Source organism: Vibrio sp. 10N.247.310.24, from assembly GCF_041467175.1.
Taxonomy (GTDB): Bacteria; Pseudomonadota; Gammaproteobacteria; order Enterobacterales; family Vibrionaceae; genus Vibrio; species Vibrio tasmaniensis_A.
The window spans coordinates 24456-41886 of the sequence record NZ_JBFSUD010000002.1; the positions used below are offsets into that span (position 1 = coordinate 24456).

General features: G+C 46.2%; 13 protein-coding genes. 2 read left to right on the top strand and 11 right to left on the bottom strand.

Annotated elements, in window-relative coordinates; all coding sequences use genetic code 11:
* Positions 1–28: 28 nt before the first annotated feature.
* The 10 genes from AB6E08_RS00775 to AB6E08_RS00820 form a co-directional block, all read right to left on the bottom strand.
* Entirely contained in the window at positions 29–988 is a 960-nt protein-coding gene (locus AB6E08_RS00775; protein WP_017101056.1) for a GGDEF domain-containing protein, read from the bottom strand.
* Between the two features lie 171 nt (positions 989–1159).
* Entirely contained in the window at positions 1160–1456 is a 297-nt protein-coding gene (gene fis, locus AB6E08_RS00780; protein ID WP_004729744.1) for a DNA-binding transcriptional regulator Fis, read from the bottom strand.
* 23 nt (positions 1457–1479) lie between these two features.
* A complete protein-coding gene (gene dusB / locus AB6E08_RS00785; protein WP_009844689.1) occupies positions 1480–2448 on the bottom strand; it encodes a tRNA dihydrouridine synthase DusB in 969 nt (322 codons plus the stop codon).
* A gap of 141 nt (positions 2449–2589) precedes the next feature.
* Positions 2590–3477, bottom strand: a complete 888-nt coding sequence (gene prmA, locus AB6E08_RS00790) for a 50S ribosomal protein L11 methyltransferase (protein WP_017083825.1) — start codon at positions 3475–3477, stop codon at positions 2590–2592.
* A gap of 188 nt (positions 3478–3665) precedes the next feature.
* The gene (gene accC / locus AB6E08_RS00795) at positions 3666–5009 is read right to left on the bottom strand and encodes an acetyl-CoA carboxylase biotin carboxylase subunit (protein ID WP_009844691.1); all 1344 of its coding nucleotides are present in this window, start codon (positions 5007–5009) and stop codon (positions 3666–3668) included.
* 15 nt (positions 5010–5024) lie between these two features.
* Complete coding sequence (gene accB / locus AB6E08_RS00800; RefSeq protein ID WP_004729736.1) at positions 5025–5477, bottom strand: acetyl-CoA carboxylase biotin carboxyl carrier protein; 453 nt, start codon at positions 5475–5477, stop codon at positions 5025–5027.
* A gap of 74 nt (positions 5478–5551) precedes the next feature.
* Positions 5552–6001: a type II 3-dehydroquinate dehydratase gene (gene aroQ, locus AB6E08_RS00805; protein WP_009844692.1), complete on the bottom strand. Its 450-nt coding sequence runs from the start codon at positions 5999–6001 to the stop codon at positions 5552–5554.
* A 323-nt stretch (positions 6002–6324) separates the two neighbouring features.
* Positions 6325–8274, bottom strand: coding sequence for an acetate--CoA ligase (gene acs / locus AB6E08_RS00810; RefSeq protein ID WP_009844693.1), 1950 nt, complete (start codon positions 8272–8274; stop codon positions 6325–6327).
* A gap of 218 nt (positions 8275–8492) precedes the next feature.
* Entirely contained in the window at positions 8493–9125 is a 633-nt protein-coding gene (locus tag AB6E08_RS00815) for a 3'-5' exonuclease (protein ID WP_009844694.1), read from the bottom strand.
* 11 nt (positions 9126–9136) lie between these two features.
* Positions 9137–10966, bottom strand: a complete 1830-nt coding sequence (locus tag AB6E08_RS00820; RefSeq protein ID WP_372064575.1) for a DUF294 nucleotidyltransferase-like domain-containing protein — start codon at positions 10964–10966, stop codon at positions 9137–9139.
* A gap of 249 nt (positions 10967–11215) precedes the next feature.
* On the opposite strand from AB6E08_RS00820, the gene AB6E08_RS00825 reads away from it, so the two are divergent.
* Together AB6E08_RS00825 and AB6E08_RS00830 are read left to right on the top strand one after the other, a co-directional pair.
* Positions 11216–12412, top strand: a complete 1197-nt coding sequence (locus AB6E08_RS00825) for a 3-phenylpropionate MFS transporter (protein WP_017101054.1) — start codon at positions 11216–11218, stop codon at positions 12410–12412.
* Between the two features lie 117 nt (positions 12413–12529).
* Positions 12530–15961, top strand: coding sequence for a PAS-domain containing protein (locus AB6E08_RS00830; RefSeq protein ID WP_371709575.1), 3432 nt, complete (start codon positions 12530–12532; stop codon positions 15959–15961).
* A gap of 83 nt (positions 15962–16044) precedes the next feature.
* Here the strand turns inward: AB6E08_RS00830 and AB6E08_RS00835 are convergent, their stop codons facing one another.
* On the bottom strand, positions 16045–17430 hold the full coding sequence (locus AB6E08_RS00835; RefSeq protein ID WP_017101052.1) for a lyase family protein: 1386 nt from the start codon (positions 17428–17430) through the stop codon (positions 16045–16047).
* Position 17431: the final 1 nt, after the last annotated feature.

Sequence of the window (17431 nt, forward strand, 5' to 3'; positions counted from 1 at the left end):
GGAGATAGGTTTACTACGGTTAATAACCCTAGGAAGCTTGCAGTATTTTGGCTCTTAGTTGAGCGTCAATTTTTAAAGTGGGTAGGTTATTATGGTAAAGCGTGACTTGGTTGCGGCCAGTCTGCTTTGAAGAATACATGGCTCTATCAGCTTGAGCCAATAGTTCTTTTATGGTTTTAAGATGTGGTGTGTATTCAGCAACACCGATGCTGACTGTTGGGTAGATGATGTGGCCGTCTACGGTGCATGGCGTTGATTTAATTGTTTTACGAATTGTCTCTGCAACGTAATAAGCTTCAATGGCACTGGTGTGTGTGAGAATGACACCGAATTCTTCGCCCCCCAAGCGACCTAGATAATCATCGCAGTCTATTGACTGTTGGCATAAACTCGCAACTTGAACGATTACCTCATCACCAGAAAGGTGGCCAACTTGATCATTGATCTCTTTGAAGTGGTCTATGTCTATCATCAAACACGTTAAGCTTTGCTTAGGCGATTGACTGAACTCTCTTTCCAACCCAAGTAAAAAGGCACGTCTATTTAAAATCCCAGTTAGCTCATCGATTTCAGCGAGTTCTATCAGCTCAGCTTCACGTTGCTGTGCTTTAGTAATATCTCGCTCTTGCCACAGCACGTATTGCTTTTCTGGCGAGAGATACAATGGCTTTAATGTCGATTCAAAATATCGATCGTCTGATTCTGCAGATTCTTCCCCTTGAGCGAAAAGTTGTTCAATAGAAAGCTGAAGTTGCTGACAGGGCGCAAGAGAGTATCGAATGTATTGAATTTCGCGACTGGAATAAGCTTGCTTCGCCGCCTCTAACAGCTGCTTTTCAACCGCGGGAGGCAACAGTTCTGAAACTGTGTGGTGATTTGGATTGTCAAAGTTTTCAACAATACGTCCGGATGTATCCAACAGAAGATGACGATCAGGCAGTTCACGGATCAGTGTGCTAAGCCATTCTTCCCTTTTCATATCAAGCATGTAGCTTCCAGACGATTAGATTAATGGGTCATTATATCGGTAGTGATTACGTTATCAATCGTTACATCTAATTAATTGATTGATAATTGTTCGCTTGTTGCCATATAAACAAAAAAAAGCCGAGTTCAATAAAGAGCTCGGCTTCTAATTCAGTAAATTACGAAAGAACGATTAGTTCATGCCGTATTTTTTAAGTTTCTTGCGAAGAGTACCGCGGTTAATACCCATCATGGTTGCTGCGCGAGTTTGGTTACCGCGAGTGTACTGCATGATAGTGTCTAGTAGTGGCTGTTCAACTTCAGCTAATACTAATTCGTATAACTCGCTGACTTCTTGACCGTTTAATTGAGCAAGGTAATTTTTCAATGATGCTTTAACTGAGTCACGTAGTGGCTTCTGCGTGATTTGGTCTTGTGATGTAACTGTAGTTACTGTCAATGCTTCTGAAGTCAGATTTTGTTCGAACATATTCGGTCTAGCTCTTCTCGTAATTATGGTGCAACGTTATCAAAAAAACCTTCTAGCGCTTCAAGCTGCAGATCACCTGCTTCGAATGCGTTGAAGGTACGGCGAAACTCACTCGCTTGTTCATGTTCTTTTAGATACCAACCCACATGCTTACGAGCGATGCGAGGGCCTAAAAACTCTCCATAAAATTCATGTAGAGCGAGCACATGACCAAGCATGATGTCTTTCACTTCCGAAATCGGGAGTGGGTCCATCGTGGTGCCGTTTTCCAAATAGTGTAGGATTTCGTTAAAAATCCAAGGACGTCCTTGGGCAGGTCGACCTATCATTAAAGCATCAGCGCCGGTGTACTCCAGCACAAACTTCGCTTTTTCCGGACTATCGATATCACCGTTAGCGATAACCGGAATAGATACTGCTTGTTTCGCTGCTTTAATGTGTTTGTATTCTGCCTCACCTTTGTACATACAAGCGCGAGTTCTCCCGTGAAGGGCAAGAGCTTGTATGCCGCAGTCTTCGGCTATTTTCGCGATTTGGACACAGTTTCTATTGTCTGTATCCCAGCCTGTGCGCGTTTTCAACGTTACTGGAACGTCGACAGCATTTACCACCGCCTTCAGAATATCTTCAATGAGTTCTGGATGCTGAAGTAGGGCTGAGCCCGCAAGCTTCTTATTCACTTTTTTTGCTGGGCAACCCATATTGATATCGATGATTTGCGCACCGTTAGCAACATTGAATTGAGCAGCCTCGGCCATAAGCTGTGGATCTGCACCAGCGATTTGTACTGAACGAATGCCCGATTCGCCTTCATGTACCATACGCTGCTGAGATTTTGACGTTTTCCAAACTTTCGGATTGGAGGACATCATTTCACTGACTGCCATCCCCGCACCGTAACGAAGACACAACTCACGGAATGGTCTATCCGTTACGCCAGCCATAGGAGCGACGATTAGATTGTTCTTAAGTTGATAATTTCCGATTTTCAAAAAATGTCATCACAGTTCTGTACCAGCAAGGGCGCGCATTTTACGCATTTTTTCGCTGCGTGAAAAGACTAATATTTGAGCATTTACAATTTGTTTTTGTAATTTGTTTAAATTTCAATCAATTAGCGCTCAAAGTCTTACCTAGCCTTGCTTCTGACCTGAGATTCGACACCATTCTTGTTGTTCAATGATCGGATCAATGTGAAGCTCATCACGATAATAAGTCGCAACATCTTCCGCTTGTGTATCTAAAACACCCGACATTGCAAGTACACCATTTGGCTTAACTAGGCCTTTAATGATGCCAGAAAGGTCGCGTAGTGGACCTGCAAGGATGTTGGCAACAACAACGTCAGCAAGTAAACCTTCCGGTTGATCTTGTGGTAAGAACACTTCTAGTTGCTCTGCCACGCCATTGCGTTGTGCGTTGTCTTTTGATGCAAGCAGGGCTTGAGGATCAATGTCGATCCCGATAACTTTTGCCGCGCCAAGTTTGATCGCAGCGATCGCTAGGATGCCTGAACCACAACCGAAATCGATCACGGTTTTGCCTGTAAGGTCTAAGCCTTCAAGCCACTCAAGACACAATGCCGTTGTCGGGTGAGTACCTGTACCAAATGCAAGACCGGGATCCAGCATTACGTTTACAGCGTCAGGTTCAGGGATATCGCGCCAGCTAGGACAGATCCATAAACGCTCACCAAACTTCATTGGGTGGAAGTTGTCCATCCATTCACGTTCCCAATCCTTGTCTTCAATTTGCTCTACTTTGTGAGCAAAGTCTGCAGGGAACATGTTGCTTGCTTTAATCTGCGCTAGAACGACACCAGTGTCAGTCTCAGCGTCGTAAAGCGCGAGAATGTCAGTATCACCCCAAAGGCGAGTTTCGCCCGGCAGAGGCTCAAATACAGGGGTATCTTGTGCATCCAGGAAAGTTACAGAAAGAGCACCAGTCTCTTCCATTAACATGTCGCCGATTTGTTCGGCATTTTCATTGGTAGCATTAAGCTTGATTTGAATCCAAGGCATGGCTGCATCTTCTATATGAGAAAAATTGGATGGCGAGTCTAGCAGAAAATATGAGCAAATTCACCAAAACCCCACGGAATATAATGGGGATGATGAATTGATTATTGCGAGTATTTACAAACAAAAATGCTCACCGAAGTGAGCATTTATTACTGTTCTACAGAGAACGAATTACGGAAGGCTAGCGTCTATTGTAGACCAAGCTTCTTCTCAAGGTAGTGGATGTTTGCCCCACCGTGTTGGAAGTTTTCGTCGTTCATAATAGACAGTTGAAGCTCAGTATTAACGTTAATACCTTCAACAATCATTTCACCCAATGCGTTCTTCATACGAGCGATAGCAACATCACGGTTTTCACCGTAAGTGATCAGCTTGCCAATCATTGAATCGTAGTGTGGTGGCACTGTGTAACCCGTGTAGATGTGAGACTCCCAACGTACGCCCATACCACCTGGAGCATGGAAGCGCGTGATCTTACCCGGAGACGGTAGGAAACGTACGGGATCTTCTGCATTGATACGACATTCGATTGAGTGGCCGCGCAGCTTAATATCATCCTGTGTGAATGATAGAGGCTGACCAGCAGCAATGCGAAGTTGCTCTTTCACTAGATCGATACCCGTTACCATTTCAGTAATCGTGTGCTCAACCTGGATGCGAGTGTTCATTTCAATGAAGTAGAACTCACCGTTCTCGTATAGGAATTCAAATGTACCTGCGCCGCGGTAACCAATCTCAAGACATGCACGAGTACAACGGTCGCCGATGTATTTACGCATTTCTTCAGTGATACCTGGAGCTGGTGCTTCTTCCACAACTTTCTGGTGACGACGCTGCATTGAACAGTCACGCTCACCTAGGTGGATAGCATTACCTTGACCATCGGCAAGCACTTGTACTTCAATATGACGTGGGTTTTCTAGGAATTTTTCCATGTAAACCATGTCGTTATTGAAACATGCTTTTGCTTCAGCACGAGTCATTGCGATAGCTTCTGTTAGTTCTTTTTCAGTACGAACAACACGCATACCACGACCGCCGCCGCCGCCAGAAGCCTTGATGATTACAGGGAAACCAATGCGCTTAGCGTGCGCTTTGTTTTTCGCTTCGTCGTCGTCAAGAGGGCCGTCAGAACCTGGTACACAAGGTACACCCGCTTTTTTCATTGACGTGATAGCTGACACTTTGTCACCCATCATGCGAATGGTTTCAGCTTTAGGGCCAACGAAGATAAAACCACTGCGCTCTACCTGTTCTGCAAAATCTGCATTTTCAGATAGGAAGCCGTAGCCTGGGTGAATAGCAACTGCACCCGTTACTTCAGCAGCGCTGATGATACGAGGGATGTTCAGGTAGCTATCGATACCACGAGCTGGACCGATACAAATGGTTTCGTCAGCAAGCAGTACGTGCTTAAGATCGCGGTCAGCGGTTGAGTGAACTGCTACCGTTTTGATGCCAAGTTCTTTACATGCTCGCAGAATACGCAGTGCAATTTCACCACGGTTCGCGATTACTAATTTATCTAACATAATGAGTGCTCTCTATTATTCGATAATTACTAGAGCTTGGTCGAATTCTACTGGTTGACCGTCTTCAACTAGGATAGCCGTTACAACACCAGATTTATCAGCTTCGATTTGGTTCATCATTTTCATTGCTTCAACGATACATAGTGTTTCGCCAGCAGTTACAGATTGACCCACTTTAACGAACGGTTTTGCATCTGGGCTTGGAGCGCCGTAGAAAGTACCAACCATTGGAGAAAGAACTTGGTGACCAGCAGGAACCGCAGGAGCTGCCGCTTCTGCAGCTACAGGTGCCGCCGCAGGTGCTGCTGCGGCTACAGGAGCTGGAGCTGCTGCATATTGAATAGGCGCTGCAGATACAGGGCTGTTACGACTGATTCGTACTGACTCTTCACCTTCAGAGATCTCTAGCTCAGAAATACCAGACTCTTCAACCAATTCGATTAGCTTCTTGATTTTGCGAATATCCATTGTTTCTTTCTCTTTATCTGTTGATTGAACTTACTCTTTGACTGAGTAGGTTAGTAATAGTTCGTTGTTTTTATTTACTTTGCGTTGAGCTTGTTGAGCGCAGCTGTCAAAGCAAATTGATAACCTTGGGCACCTAAGCCACAAATCACACCTTCTGCTTTATCAGACAGGTAAGAGTGGTGACGGAATGGTTCACGTGCGTGAACATTCGATAGGTGAACCTCAATAAATGGGATAGCAACACCAAGTAGTGCATCACGCAACGCCACACTGGTATGTGTAAAGGCCGCTGGGTTGATAATAATGAAATCAACATTTTGATAAGCACTATGGATAGCTTCAATCAGCTCATACTCACGATTTGACTGTAAGTGAGATAGCTCAACATCGTGTGTTTTCGCTTGCTCGGTCAATGAGCTAATAATCTGGTCAAGTGTTTGAGAACCGTAGTGTGCAGGTTCTCTAAGGCCTAACAGATTAAGGTTTGGTCCATTTAAAACTAGAATGCGAAACTTTGTAGACATTGTGGGGCTATCTTCCTTTATCGTGTTTACGAACGTGAATGTTGCCATTTTATTGAAAATTTGGGGATAATTTCCAGTAAGAAAAACCCAAATTTAAAAATTAGAACCAGATTATAGCTAATTCAGCGCAAATCGCAGCAATTTACTGGTCTAATCTCCTATTGAGAGAGTGTGAGATTGTTACCAACTTAACAAAAAAGCGCCTTAGCCTTAATTTTGTCGAGGATATTTGAGATCAAGATCAGCCATAAAAAAACCGCCACATAGGTGACGGTTTAGAAAGGCGCTGTTTTAAACAGTAATTACGTAATGTAACGGGTTGCTTATGCCAGTTCCGCTTTCTCTGCAATCAGCTTATCGACCACGCTTGGGTCTGCCAGTGTCGACGTATCGCCTAGGTTGCCAGTATCGCCAGTGGCAATCTTACGCAGGATACGACGCATGATTTTACCTGAACGAGTTTTTGGTAATGAGTCGGTCCAGTGCAGTACATCTGGCGTTGCGATTGGGCCAATCTCTTTACGTACCCAGTCTTTGACTTCTTTATGAAGCTCTGCGGTTGGGAACTCACCATCATTCAACGTGATGTAAGCGTAAATCGCTTGGCCTTTAATATCATGAGGGATACCGACAATCGCAGCCTCTGCGATCTTATCAAATGCGACTAGAGCCGATTCAATCTCAGCGGTACCCATACGGTGACCTGATACGTTCAGAACGTCATCAACACGGCCAGTAATCCAGTAGTAACCGTCTTCATCACGACGAGCACCATCACTGGTGAAGTACATGCCTTTAAAGGTCGAGAAGTAAGTTTGTTCGAAACGGTCATGATCGCCGTGAACGGTACGCATCTGGCCTGGCCAAGAGTCAAGAATCACTAGGTTGCCGTCTGTTGCACCCTCAATGATGTTACCCATGTTATCAACCAGCGCCGGTTGCACACCGAAGAATGGACGCGTCGCTGAGCCCGGTTTTAGGTCTGTTGCGCCTGGTAGCGGTGCAATCAAGATTCCGCCCGTTTCTGTTTGCCACCATGTATCAACAATTGGAGACTGCTCATTACCGATTGTTTTGTAGTACCACTCCCACGCCTCTGGGTTGATAGGTTCACCCACTGAGCCCATGATTCTTAGGCTGTCACGAGACGTGCCTTCAACGGCTTCATTGCCTTTCGCCATCAATGCACGAATAGCTGTTGGCGCAGTATAAAGAATATTAACTTGGTGCTTATCGACCACTTCACTCATGCGGCTTGTGTTCGGGTAGTTCGGCACGCCTTCAAACAGAATGGTTTTTGCACCATTGGCAAGCGGTCCGTAAACAAGGTATGTGTGACCGGTAATCCAACCCACATCGGCTGTACACCAGAAAGTTTCGCCTTCTTGGTAATCGAATACGTATTTGAAGGTCATTGCTGCATAAACAAGGTAACCACCGGTGGTGTGCATAACACCCTTAGGTTTGCCTGTTGAGCCTGACGTATAAAGGATGAATAGTGGATCTTCTGCGTTCATCTCTTCTGGTGGGCAATCTGCAGATACATTAGCAATAGCATCGTGCCACCACACATCGCGGTGTTCGTGCCATGCAACATCGCCGCCAGTACGTTTGAATACTACAACCTTTTCGATGTTCTTCACTTCAGGATTCGTCAGTGCTTCATCGACATTTTTCTTCAGTGGAACAGCACGGCCGCCACGCACGCCTTCATCGGCAGTGATAACGACTTTAGAATTTGAATCGATAATACGACCAGACAGTGCTTCTGGTGAGAAACCACCAAATACGACTGTGTGAACCGCCCCGATACGGGTACACGCCAGCATGGCTACTGCAGCTTCAGGAACCATTGGCATGTATAAACAAACCACATCGCCTTTGCGCACGCCTTGCTCTTTCAGAGCATTCGAAAACAGGCACACTTCTTTGTGTAGTTCATTAAAAGTTAGAGTTTTGTCATCCGCCGGGTCATCGCCTTCCCAAATAATAGCGACTTCATCGCCGCGTTCAGCAAGGTGGCGGTCGATACAGTTAGCCGAAACGTTAAGCGTGCCATCTTCAAACCAGCGAATATCAATGTGGCCAGGGTCGAAAGAGGTATTTTTTACCTGTGTGAAAGGTTTAATCCAATCAACGATTTTTCCGTGTTCACCCCAAAAGCCTTCAGGGTCAGAAACAGATTGCTGGTACATGGCTAGGTAAGTGTCATTATCCGCGTGTGTAGTTGATTTAATATTTTCTTTTACCGGATAAACGTGGGCTTCACTCATTGCATCTCTCCTTGTGCCTACATTCCTAATGAACTGGCAACTTCCTTTGTGTTCAGTTTCTAGGTCTATTACAGAACCGTCTTTGTGTTATCACTCTCGACTAGGATGGCGATTTCCACAATTAGACTTTAGGATGAGACGCTGCTTTTCACTTACAAAATAGCGAGTTAAGTTCATTTTTTAGATGTTGCTCTCTATGTGAAGCGCCAGTGGTTGAATTAAGAATAAGAAGAGTTGAAACGGGGTAGATCACCATGCTTCAGGCGAACAAAGATCAGGGCGGCGGAGATAGCGTCTTGTAATGCATCATGTTTATTGACGGGGATAGGTAAATCGAGCTGGCGACAGATTGCGTCCATACTGAGGTCAAAATAGGCATTGGGCAGCTGCCTTTCGAGCTTGTCTTGATAAAGTTGGCTTACTTCGACTAATCGGTTAGGCAGTGGAAATCCAAGCTGTTTTAAACAGGCACGATCGAGGATTTTTTTATCATAGCGGATGTGATAGCCGACTAAAGGACGATTTCCAATGAAGTTCAGTAGCTCGATTAAAGCCTGTTTTTCTTCGATGCCGTGCTTTAGATCTTGATGGCGAATACGGTGGATTTTTATTGAATTGCAATCGAGCGATTGAGGGGCGCGCAATCGGACTTCAAAAGGTTGGCTGGTAATGATTCGGTTGCCGATGATCTTGGTTGCGGCAATGGTGACTAATTCTGCCTGATTGGGGTCGAGGCTGGTGGTTTCACAATCGAGAGATACGTATTCGTGATTAGCAGGCGCAGTAAACAGAGGCTGATAAGTAGAGCCTTTGAGTTTATGATGCCAGTAATAACGAACCAATCTATTCATCGTTCAATCGCCTAATCTCGTATCTGATAGTGGTAGCCAAGCCATTGCTTGAATTTTTTGACCACATGCAAGCTATGGCGAAGCAGGTCTCTGTCTGCTCGCTCCATCAATTTGACGTTAATCTTGTTGCTACTGTGCTGCTGAGAAAGTCTTTGGGCTAAGCGCCACTTAAAGAACTGTTTGAGTGCTTCACTAAGGTTATCGGCGGTACTTTGCTCAAGCACTTTCTTACAGACCAACTGTTCAATGCGTTCGAAGGTGTTGTTTACCGTGACACCATGCTCAAGACAGAGTGCCCTCACACCATGCACGATAGGGAAAATACCGCCTTGTTTGATATCGAGCCCTGACTTGGATTGTTTAACATTGCCAAACAGGGTGAGGGGTACTGAGAAGTTCAGAGCCGGTCGGCAGAATTCAGTCAGAATCAATTCTTGTCCGAGCATCAAATCACTTAGGTGCTGCTTTACGGGTTTTAATAACTCTCTATTACCCGCAACGGCGTGTGCATCCGCCATGATCGCGATATCCATCACGGTATCTGGCGTGGCTTTTTTTACCCAACGAGTGAGGGTTTGTTTCCACTCTTGTTCTGAATGCACCCATTTGGGGTTGTTGACCATCACGTTGCCCGGACAGAGTGGATAGCCCAATTGCTGCAATGTATGAGTGAGGTCGTTCATGGCACTCTGGCATTGATGCCACTCTAAACCATCTTGAATAATCAGCGCGTTGTCTTGATCGGTTTTGAGAATTTGTTCTCCACGGCCTTCGGAACCCAACACGATAAGGCAGCAATGATTATGCAGTGCGGGTGGGATAACCAACTCAAACGCTTTCTCTATTATCTGTTCATTAACGGCTGAAATTAGCTCCATGATGAAGCGCGTGCGAATGCCGTTACTGAGTAGGCTTTCGACCAGTTGACGTTGTTTATTGGAGGCTAATGCGAGCTCTTCAATGCTGGTGGATCGCGCAATACGCAAAGTGAGCACGTGAGAGTGAGTGGAGAATGCACTGAGGATTTGTGTCATATCCACCATGCCTACAGCATTTAGACCGTCACAAACCATCAACCTTTTTACCCGGTTTCTGGTCATGGTGATCATGGCATTAAATAAGAAATCCCCTTGGTTTACGTGCATCACCGGAAATGTTGCAATCTCGCCAACGGGCGTATCCTGTGGGAAGTTCTCAAGCATTACAGCGTGCAATAAATTGGTTCGTGTGACGATCCCATACGGTAAGGAGCCTGAACCAAAATCTTTTATGCCTTTGTCGTCTAAATGCACCAGCGCCGAGTCTAAGCCTTGCTCTTTTAGGATTTGAGTGACTTGGTTGATTGGTTGCCCTGGCTCAAGAATCAGTGGTGGGTGATAGATAGAGTCATCCACTTTGGTCAATATAAACTCGGCAAGGTTTTGTTGCTGCTGAGCGGCCTCAATCAGAGCTTTCCGTGTCGACAGGTTACTATCAAAGTAGGCGGCAAATTGACCATTGGCGTGATAAAGATCGAGAAAAACATCGGTAGGCAGTAGGTAGCTTAAGGTGTCTTCGAGTGCGATATATTGATGTTTGGTGTGAGGTTCAAACTGGCTGCGCACATCAAAAATATCGTCATTGGCGTAATGTGCGTAAATCTCACCATCACTGCTCGCGCGCTCTTCAACGGCTCCTTTGATCAGGATGTGCAGGTGTCTGCTCGGCCTATCTGCTTCCAGTATCACTTCTTGAGAGCGGTAATACACCACGTCTAATGAAGAGCGAAGCTTCAATTGTTCCGTATCGGACAGGCTATCGAAGGGTGGGTGCTGCATATTAAATTTTTCAGGCATAAGCATCACAAGAAGTGGGAGTCTTTAATCAGTCTGACAAAATACCAGCGAAGCTCCAGACGACTTTAGTCTAAATGCAGACTAGATATCGATGAACGTGATATAGCTTGGTGATAAGTGATAAGTGATAAGTGATAAGTGATATCTAGGCTAATTAAATATAGGAATGCTATCCCAGTAATAATTCCCTTTTTCATCCTACTCTAGATAGGCATAATTGGAGCCGCCTTTTTCCGCACACTTTATAGGTTATTTATGTTTAGCCCCTCTCCTTACGGATGGATATCTCAGTATTTTCTTGGTTTCTTTTTTGCGTATGGTGTGTACTTGCCATTTTGGGCGTTGTGGTTTGAAGACCAAGGCGTTTCTGCAGGAGACATCGGTGTATTGATTGGTATTGGTTTTGCGACTCGCTGTGTTGCTAACCTTGTGATTACGCCGCGCATCCATAACGTAGAGAATCTTTTGCCCGCTCTGCGCTGGTTGAGCTTCGCCTCATTGTTATTTGTTGGCTTCCACTTCTTCACTGGAGGCAGTTTTTTATTGATGCTGTTGGCAACAGTACTGTTTAACCTGTGTTGTGGGCCGGTTATCCCTCTTTCTGACGCAATGGCTAACCATTACAGTCGTCTTAAGATGCTTGACTATGGACGCACTCGTTTATGGGGTTCGATTGCTTTTATTGCGGGTTCAACCGTGGTGGGTTATTTAGTCGCACAGTTCGGCACTGATATGATTTTGTATACAGCGCTTGCTGGTGTGCTGTTGTCGTTAATGTTAGCGATGAGAAACCCTAACGTGATGCCAGTAACGCAATCTGAGAAACAAGCAGTGCGACCAAAATTAGGTGAGTTACTGCGTGAGTCGTCTGTGGTTAAATTTTTGGCCTTGATGGCGTTGCTGCAAGGTAGCCATGCGGCTTACTACAGTTTTAGTGCGATTTACTGGAAAGAAGCCGGTCACTCAGAAGCGATTATTGGTTATTTATGGAGCCTAGGTGTTGTTGCTGAGGTCGCTGTGTTTGCTCTCAGTAAGCGCTTATTCTCTGGCTGGTCAATGCGTACTCTGTTCGTGGTAGCGGCAATCGGTGTGATGGCTCGTTGGGGGATTACCGCATCAACAACGGCGATTTTCGCCTTGGTTATGGTGCAAATGCTGCATGGTGTGACGTTTGCTATGGCGCACATCGCAGCCATTCAATACATTCAATCAGAAGAACAGAATAAAATGGTCGCGCTGCAAGCTCTGTATAACGCGATCCCATTGGGGGCTGTTATCGCACTAATGACGACCTTAAGTGGTTGGGGCTATGAGCTTTGGGGGGCAAACATCTTCTGGGGTATGGCCGCGATGGGGGCTCTTGCTCTGTTCATTAAGTTGGACGAGAGAAGTTCAGTGGTTGAGATTAATCAATCAGGTTCGGAACAATTAGAATCTAACAGCAAATGCTGATAATTAGAGTCTGAAGCACAGAATTTAAGCGATTCGATTGAGTTAATGACCCATCCTTAGTTAAATGAAACCTCTCCCTTATGGAGAGGTTTTTTTATGGATGAAAAAGGGTTTTTAATGCAAGGATGGATAGTAATTCCAGTCTCTTTAGCCTATTTGGGCGTGTTATTTCTGATCGCTTGGTATGGAGACAGGCAGGTTCGTTGGCTATCGCGTTGGCGCCCATGGATCTATAGCCTTTCGATTGCAGTGTATTGTACCTCTTGGACTTTCTATGGAACGGTCGGACAGGCGAGCAACAACCCATGGTCCTTTTTACCCATCTATCTCGCCCCCATTCTGGTATTTACACTCGGATGGCGGATCTTAGCGCGGTTGATCCTGATTGCAAAGCGTGAACACATCACTTCAATTGCCGATTTTATCGCAGCTCGTTATGGAAAATCTCAGGGCTTGGCTGTTGCCGTCACCGTGATCGCTGTGGTCGGTATTCTTCCTTATATCGCGCTGCAACTGCGTGGTATCACCATGGGGCTAGATATTGTTGCGCCAAACCTAGCGTCTGATTTCGGCTATCAGGATTATCACGTGTCTTGGTTTGTGGTCGGTGCTTTGGCCATTTTTACCATGCTGTTTGGTACGCGGCACATCGATAACACAGAGCATCACCGTGGCATGATGATGGCGGTGGCGTTTGAGTCAATTGTTAAGCTAGCGGCATTCCTGATTGTTGGCCTGTTTATTATCTACCTGGCGATGAGCAGTGACAAAATTGACTTGTTTGATGTGGCGGCTTCCACCTACGAATCGCCTAATATTCCGACCTTAATTATTCATACCGTTTTGACCATGTTGGCGATTGTCTGTCTGCCGCGCCAATTCCACACCATGGTGGTTGAGAACGAACGTCCTCAAGACTTGCATACCGCTCGCTGGTTGTTTCCACTTTATCTGATTTTGATGGGCCTGTTTGTGCTGCCAATTGCTTGGGCAGGACAAGGGCTGCTCACCGACATGCCGGCTGATACTTACGTGATCAGTGTACCAATGGCAGAAGGTGCGAATCACATTGCTTTGTTAGCTTTCCTCGGAGGTACTTCGGCGGCGAGTGGCATGGTGATTGTCTCGACCATCGCATTAGCGATCATGGTATCGAATGATTTAGTGATGCCATTGCTGCTGCGCCGTATGCGCCTAACTCAAAGAACCCATCGACATTTTTCTGGCATGTTGCTGGTGATTCGGCGTGGGTTGATTTTACTGCTGTTACTTGGTGCTTGGCTGTTCTATCAAGCGCTCGATACCATTCACTCACTGTCGGCGATTGGCTTTCTTTCCTTTGCGGCGATTGCTCAATTCGCGCCAGCACTTATTGGTGGTTTGTACTGGCGTCCGGGCAACCGGAAGGGGGTTTATGTCGGCTTAATGGTGGGCTCGTTGATTTGGCTGATCACCCTGATGAGCCAAACCAGCATGCTGGCGGGCGATAGTGAAAGTAACCTTTTACTGTGGATTATTACGCCACCAGAGTTGCTCAGCAGTTGGGATATCAGCAGCTCGAACTGGGGCATTGTGCTGAGTATTGTGCTCAATACCTTGTGCTATGCCGTGGTTTCGATGACAACTCGCCCAAGCCTAAGTGAGCGCTTACAATCGGCTGCTTTTATTGGTACCCCATTACCAGAAAATGAGAATATCAGCCTCTATCAAAGCCGTGTGACTGTCGCTGAATTAGAGATGCTGGCGTCTCGTTTTGTGGGGCGTAAGCGTGCGAAAAGTGCCTTACAGAGTTATTGGCAACAGCACGGGCAGCCGCTACTTCCTAACCAACAAGCGCCCGCAAGCCTGATTCGACATGCAGAACGTGTGCTCGCTGGTGTATTCGGTGCATCTTCAGCTAAGTTAGTACTTACTTCGGCCTTGCAGGGCAGAAATATGCAGCTTGAGGAAGTTGCGACCATCGTTGATGAAGCCTCTGAATTGTACGATTTCAGTCGTGGTTTACTGCAAGGTGCGATTGAACATATTGGTCAAGGCATTGCAGTAATTGACAAACAAATGAGGCTGGTGGCGTGGAATCAACGTTACTTAGAACTGTTTGAGTTCCCTGCTGGCTTAATTCAGGTGGGTCGACCCATTTCAGATGTAATTCGTCACAATGCAGAGCAAGGTTTATGTGGCCCAGGCGACCCAGAAGATCACGTTCGACGCCGTGTTTATCACCTTGAGCAAGGCACGCGACACACCTCATCTCGTATTCGTCCGGATGGTCGAGTGATTGAGGTGCAAGGTAACCCAATGCCTAGTGGTGGCTTCGTCATGAGCTTTACCGACATCACGGTTTTCAGACAAGCAGAGCAAGCGCTAAAAGATGCTAATGAAAGCTTGGAATCGAGAGTCCATGAACGAACTCAAGAGCTCGAGAAGCTTAACCATCGCTTGGTAAAGGCGACGCAAATCTCTGACCAAGAATCACAATCTAAGAGTCGTTTTCTTGCGGCTGTTAGTCACGATTTGATGCAGCCATTAAATGCAGCTCGCTTGTTTGCTTCTTCGCTATCTGAGGTGGCAAAAGAGCAAGAGGAGAAGCAGCTTTCTTCTCATATCGAAAGTGCGTTGGGTGCGGCTGAAGATCTGATTGGCGACCTGCTTGATATCTCGCGATTGGAGTCAGGAAAATTAGAAACCAACATTCACGCGATTGCCGTGCATGATGTGCTGACCAATTTGAATGCCGAATTTAGTGCTTTAGCAACGCAGCAGAAGATCCAATTTCAGATGATCCCATCGTCACTGTTTATTCACTCTGACCCTAAGTTATTAAGACGAGTGATTCAGAACTTTTTAACGAATGCGTTTCGCTATAACCCTGAAGGAAAAGTGGTACTCGGTGCGAGACGAGTCAATGGTCAAGTACGCATTGATGTGTGGGATAACGGAACCGGTATCGATGAAGACAAGCAACAAGAGATATTCGAAGAGTTTACGCGAGGTAGTCAAGTTCGTGCCGATCAGGGGTTGGGATTAGGGTTGGCGATTTCGAAAGGGATTGCTCATGTGCTTGGTCATCAAATCTCGATGCGTTCATGGCCGGGAGAAGGCAGCGTCTTTTCCATCACCTTAGCGAGAGCAGAGCAAGTGGCTCCGGTTGTGCAAGCTTCTACGCCAATGGCGACCAGTGATATCGAGCACTTGAAAATACTGTGTGTCGATAATGAGCGAGAAATTTTGGTCGGTATGGAGAACTTGATAGGGCGATGGGGCTGTGAAGTTAAGACCGCCGTCGACTTAGTCGAAAGTTTGAAGTGTCTCGATGATGATTGGCAGCCGGATGTGATTTTCTCTGATTACCGTTTAGATAATGGCAGAACGGGGCTCGAAGTATTGCAGCAGTGTCGTTTGCGCCTTGGGGACTCTTTTGAAGGGGTCATCATCAGTGCTGATAGAACCGATGACATGCTGGCAGCGATAAAAGCCAATAGCTTCAGCTTTATCGCTAAACCCGTCAAGCCGCTAAAACTCAGAGCGGTCTTAAATCGGGTGAGTTAGTTTAATTAACTCTTAGATATTAAAAAGGCCTCAGCTGAGGCCTTTTTCGATCTGTTCGCTCGGTTATGGATGACCGATTTACTTTAACCCGCAATACCGCCTTGAGTGAGTGTAGTTGGGTCAAGCAGTTTGCTGAGCTCTTCTCGGCTAAGATCGGTTTCTCTTTCTGCGACATCCAGAATTGGTAGGCCTTCTTTATAGGCTTTCTTGGCAATATCAGCCGCCTTCAAGTAGCCAATCACAGGGTTAAGTGCGGTCACCAGAATTGGATTCTTTGACAGTGCCAAATCGAGGTTGTCTTGGCGTACCATGAAGGTAGAAATTGCTTTATCAGCCAGTGCGACTGAACTGTTTGCTAACAACTCAATGCTTTCTAATACGTTATGAGCAATAACGGGCAGCATCACATTCAATTGGAAGTTACCCGATTGGCCTGCAATCGTAATGGTGGTGTCATTACCTATTACTTGAGCCGCCGCCATGGCTGCAGCTTCTGGAATTACAGGGTTTACCTTGCCAGGCATGATAGACGAGCCCGGTTGTAGAGCCTGCAACTCAATTTCCCCTAAGCCAGCCAACGGCCCTGAATTCATCCAGCGAAGATCGTTTGAGATCTTCATGATCGAAACTGCTGCAGTTTTGAGCTGGCCTGACAGCGCAACGATCGCGTCTTGGCTGCTGAGGTTAAAAAAGAAGTTTTCACTCGAGGTAAAACTGATCTTTGTCGATTGAGACAGGTTACTTGCAAACTTATCGGCAAAGCGTGGGTCGGCATTGATCCCCGTACCAACCGCTGTGCCACCTTGAGCAAGCGCCTTGACTGCTGGCAAGCTGCTTTCTATCGCTTGCTTGGCATGTTCAATCTGAAATTTCCAACCACCAAGCTCTTGAGCAAAGGTAATCGGCATTGCATCCATTAGATGGGTACGGCCAGTTTTGACTACCTCAGCAAGTTCATGCTGTTTTACGGTAAGCGCCGCAGAAAGGTGGGTAAGTGCAGGTAGTAGCTTATTTTCTGCCATCAAAGCGACACTGACTTGAATTGCTGTTGGCACGACATCGTTACTGCTTTGCCCCATGTTTACGTGATCATTCGGGTTCACGTCTCTTTGCAGGCTTCTTGAAGCGAGTGTCGCAATCACTTCGTTAGCATTCATGTTAGAGCTGGTGCCAGAGCCCGTCTGATAGACATCAATAGGGAATTGCTCGAGGTGTTTACCATCGATGATCTCTTGGCTGGCTTCGGCTATCGCGTTGGCAATATCACCTTCCAGTAAACCTAGCTGAGCATTAGTATCGGCGGCGGCCAGCTTAATTAACGCCAGTGCTTGAATGAAGCTGGTTGGCATCTTGTGTGAACTAAACGCGAAGTTATCCGCGGCACGTTGAGTTTGTGCTTGGTATAGCGCATCGGCAGGAACTTTCACTTCGCCCATGCTGTCTTTTTCTATCCGAAATTGTAGGGTCATG

Excerpts from the sequence above, each read along its gene's own strand:
- prmA (WP_017083825.1), bottom strand. The coding sequence starts at position 3,477 with ATGCCTTGGATTCAAATCAAGCTTAATGCTACCAATGAAAATGCCGAA.
- AB6E08_RS00815 (WP_009844694.1), bottom strand. The coding sequence starts at position 9,125 with ATGAATAGATTGGTTCGTTATTACTGGCATCATAAACTCAAAGGCTCT.
- AB6E08_RS00820 (WP_372064575.1), bottom strand. The coding sequence starts at position 10,966 with ATGCTTATGCCTGAAAAATTTAATATGCAGCACCCACCCTTCGATAGC.
- acs (WP_009844693.1), bottom strand. The coding sequence starts at position 8,274 with ATGAGTGAAGCCCACGTTTATCCGGTAAAAGAAAATATTAAATCAACT.
- AB6E08_RS00825 (WP_017101054.1), top strand. The coding sequence starts at position 11,216 with ATGTTTAGCCCCTCTCCTTACGGATGGATATCTCAGTATTTTCTTGGT.
- AB6E08_RS00775 (WP_017101056.1), bottom strand. The coding sequence starts at position 988 with ATGCTTGATATGAAAAGGGAAGAATGGCTTAGCACACTGATCCGTGAA.
- AB6E08_RS00830 (WP_371709575.1), top strand. The coding sequence starts at position 12,530 with ATGCAAGGATGGATAGTAATTCCAGTCTCTTTAGCCTATTTGGGCGTG.
- accC (WP_009844691.1), bottom strand. The coding sequence starts at position 5,009 with ATGTTAGATAAATTAGTAATCGCGAACCGTGGTGAAATTGCACTGCGT.
- accB (WP_004729736.1), bottom strand. The coding sequence starts at position 5,477 with ATGGATATTCGCAAAATCAAGAAGCTAATCGAATTGGTTGAAGAGTCT.
- fis (WP_004729744.1), bottom strand. The coding sequence starts at position 1,456 with ATGTTCGAACAAAATCTGACTTCAGAAGCATTGACAGTAACTACAGTT.
- AB6E08_RS00835 (WP_017101052.1), bottom strand. The coding sequence starts at position 17,430 with ATGACCCTACAATTTCGGATAGAAAAAGACAGCATGGGCGAAGTGAAA.
- aroQ (WP_009844692.1), bottom strand. The coding sequence starts at position 6,001 with ATGTCTACAAAGTTTCGCATTCTAGTTTTAAATGGACCAAACCTTAAT.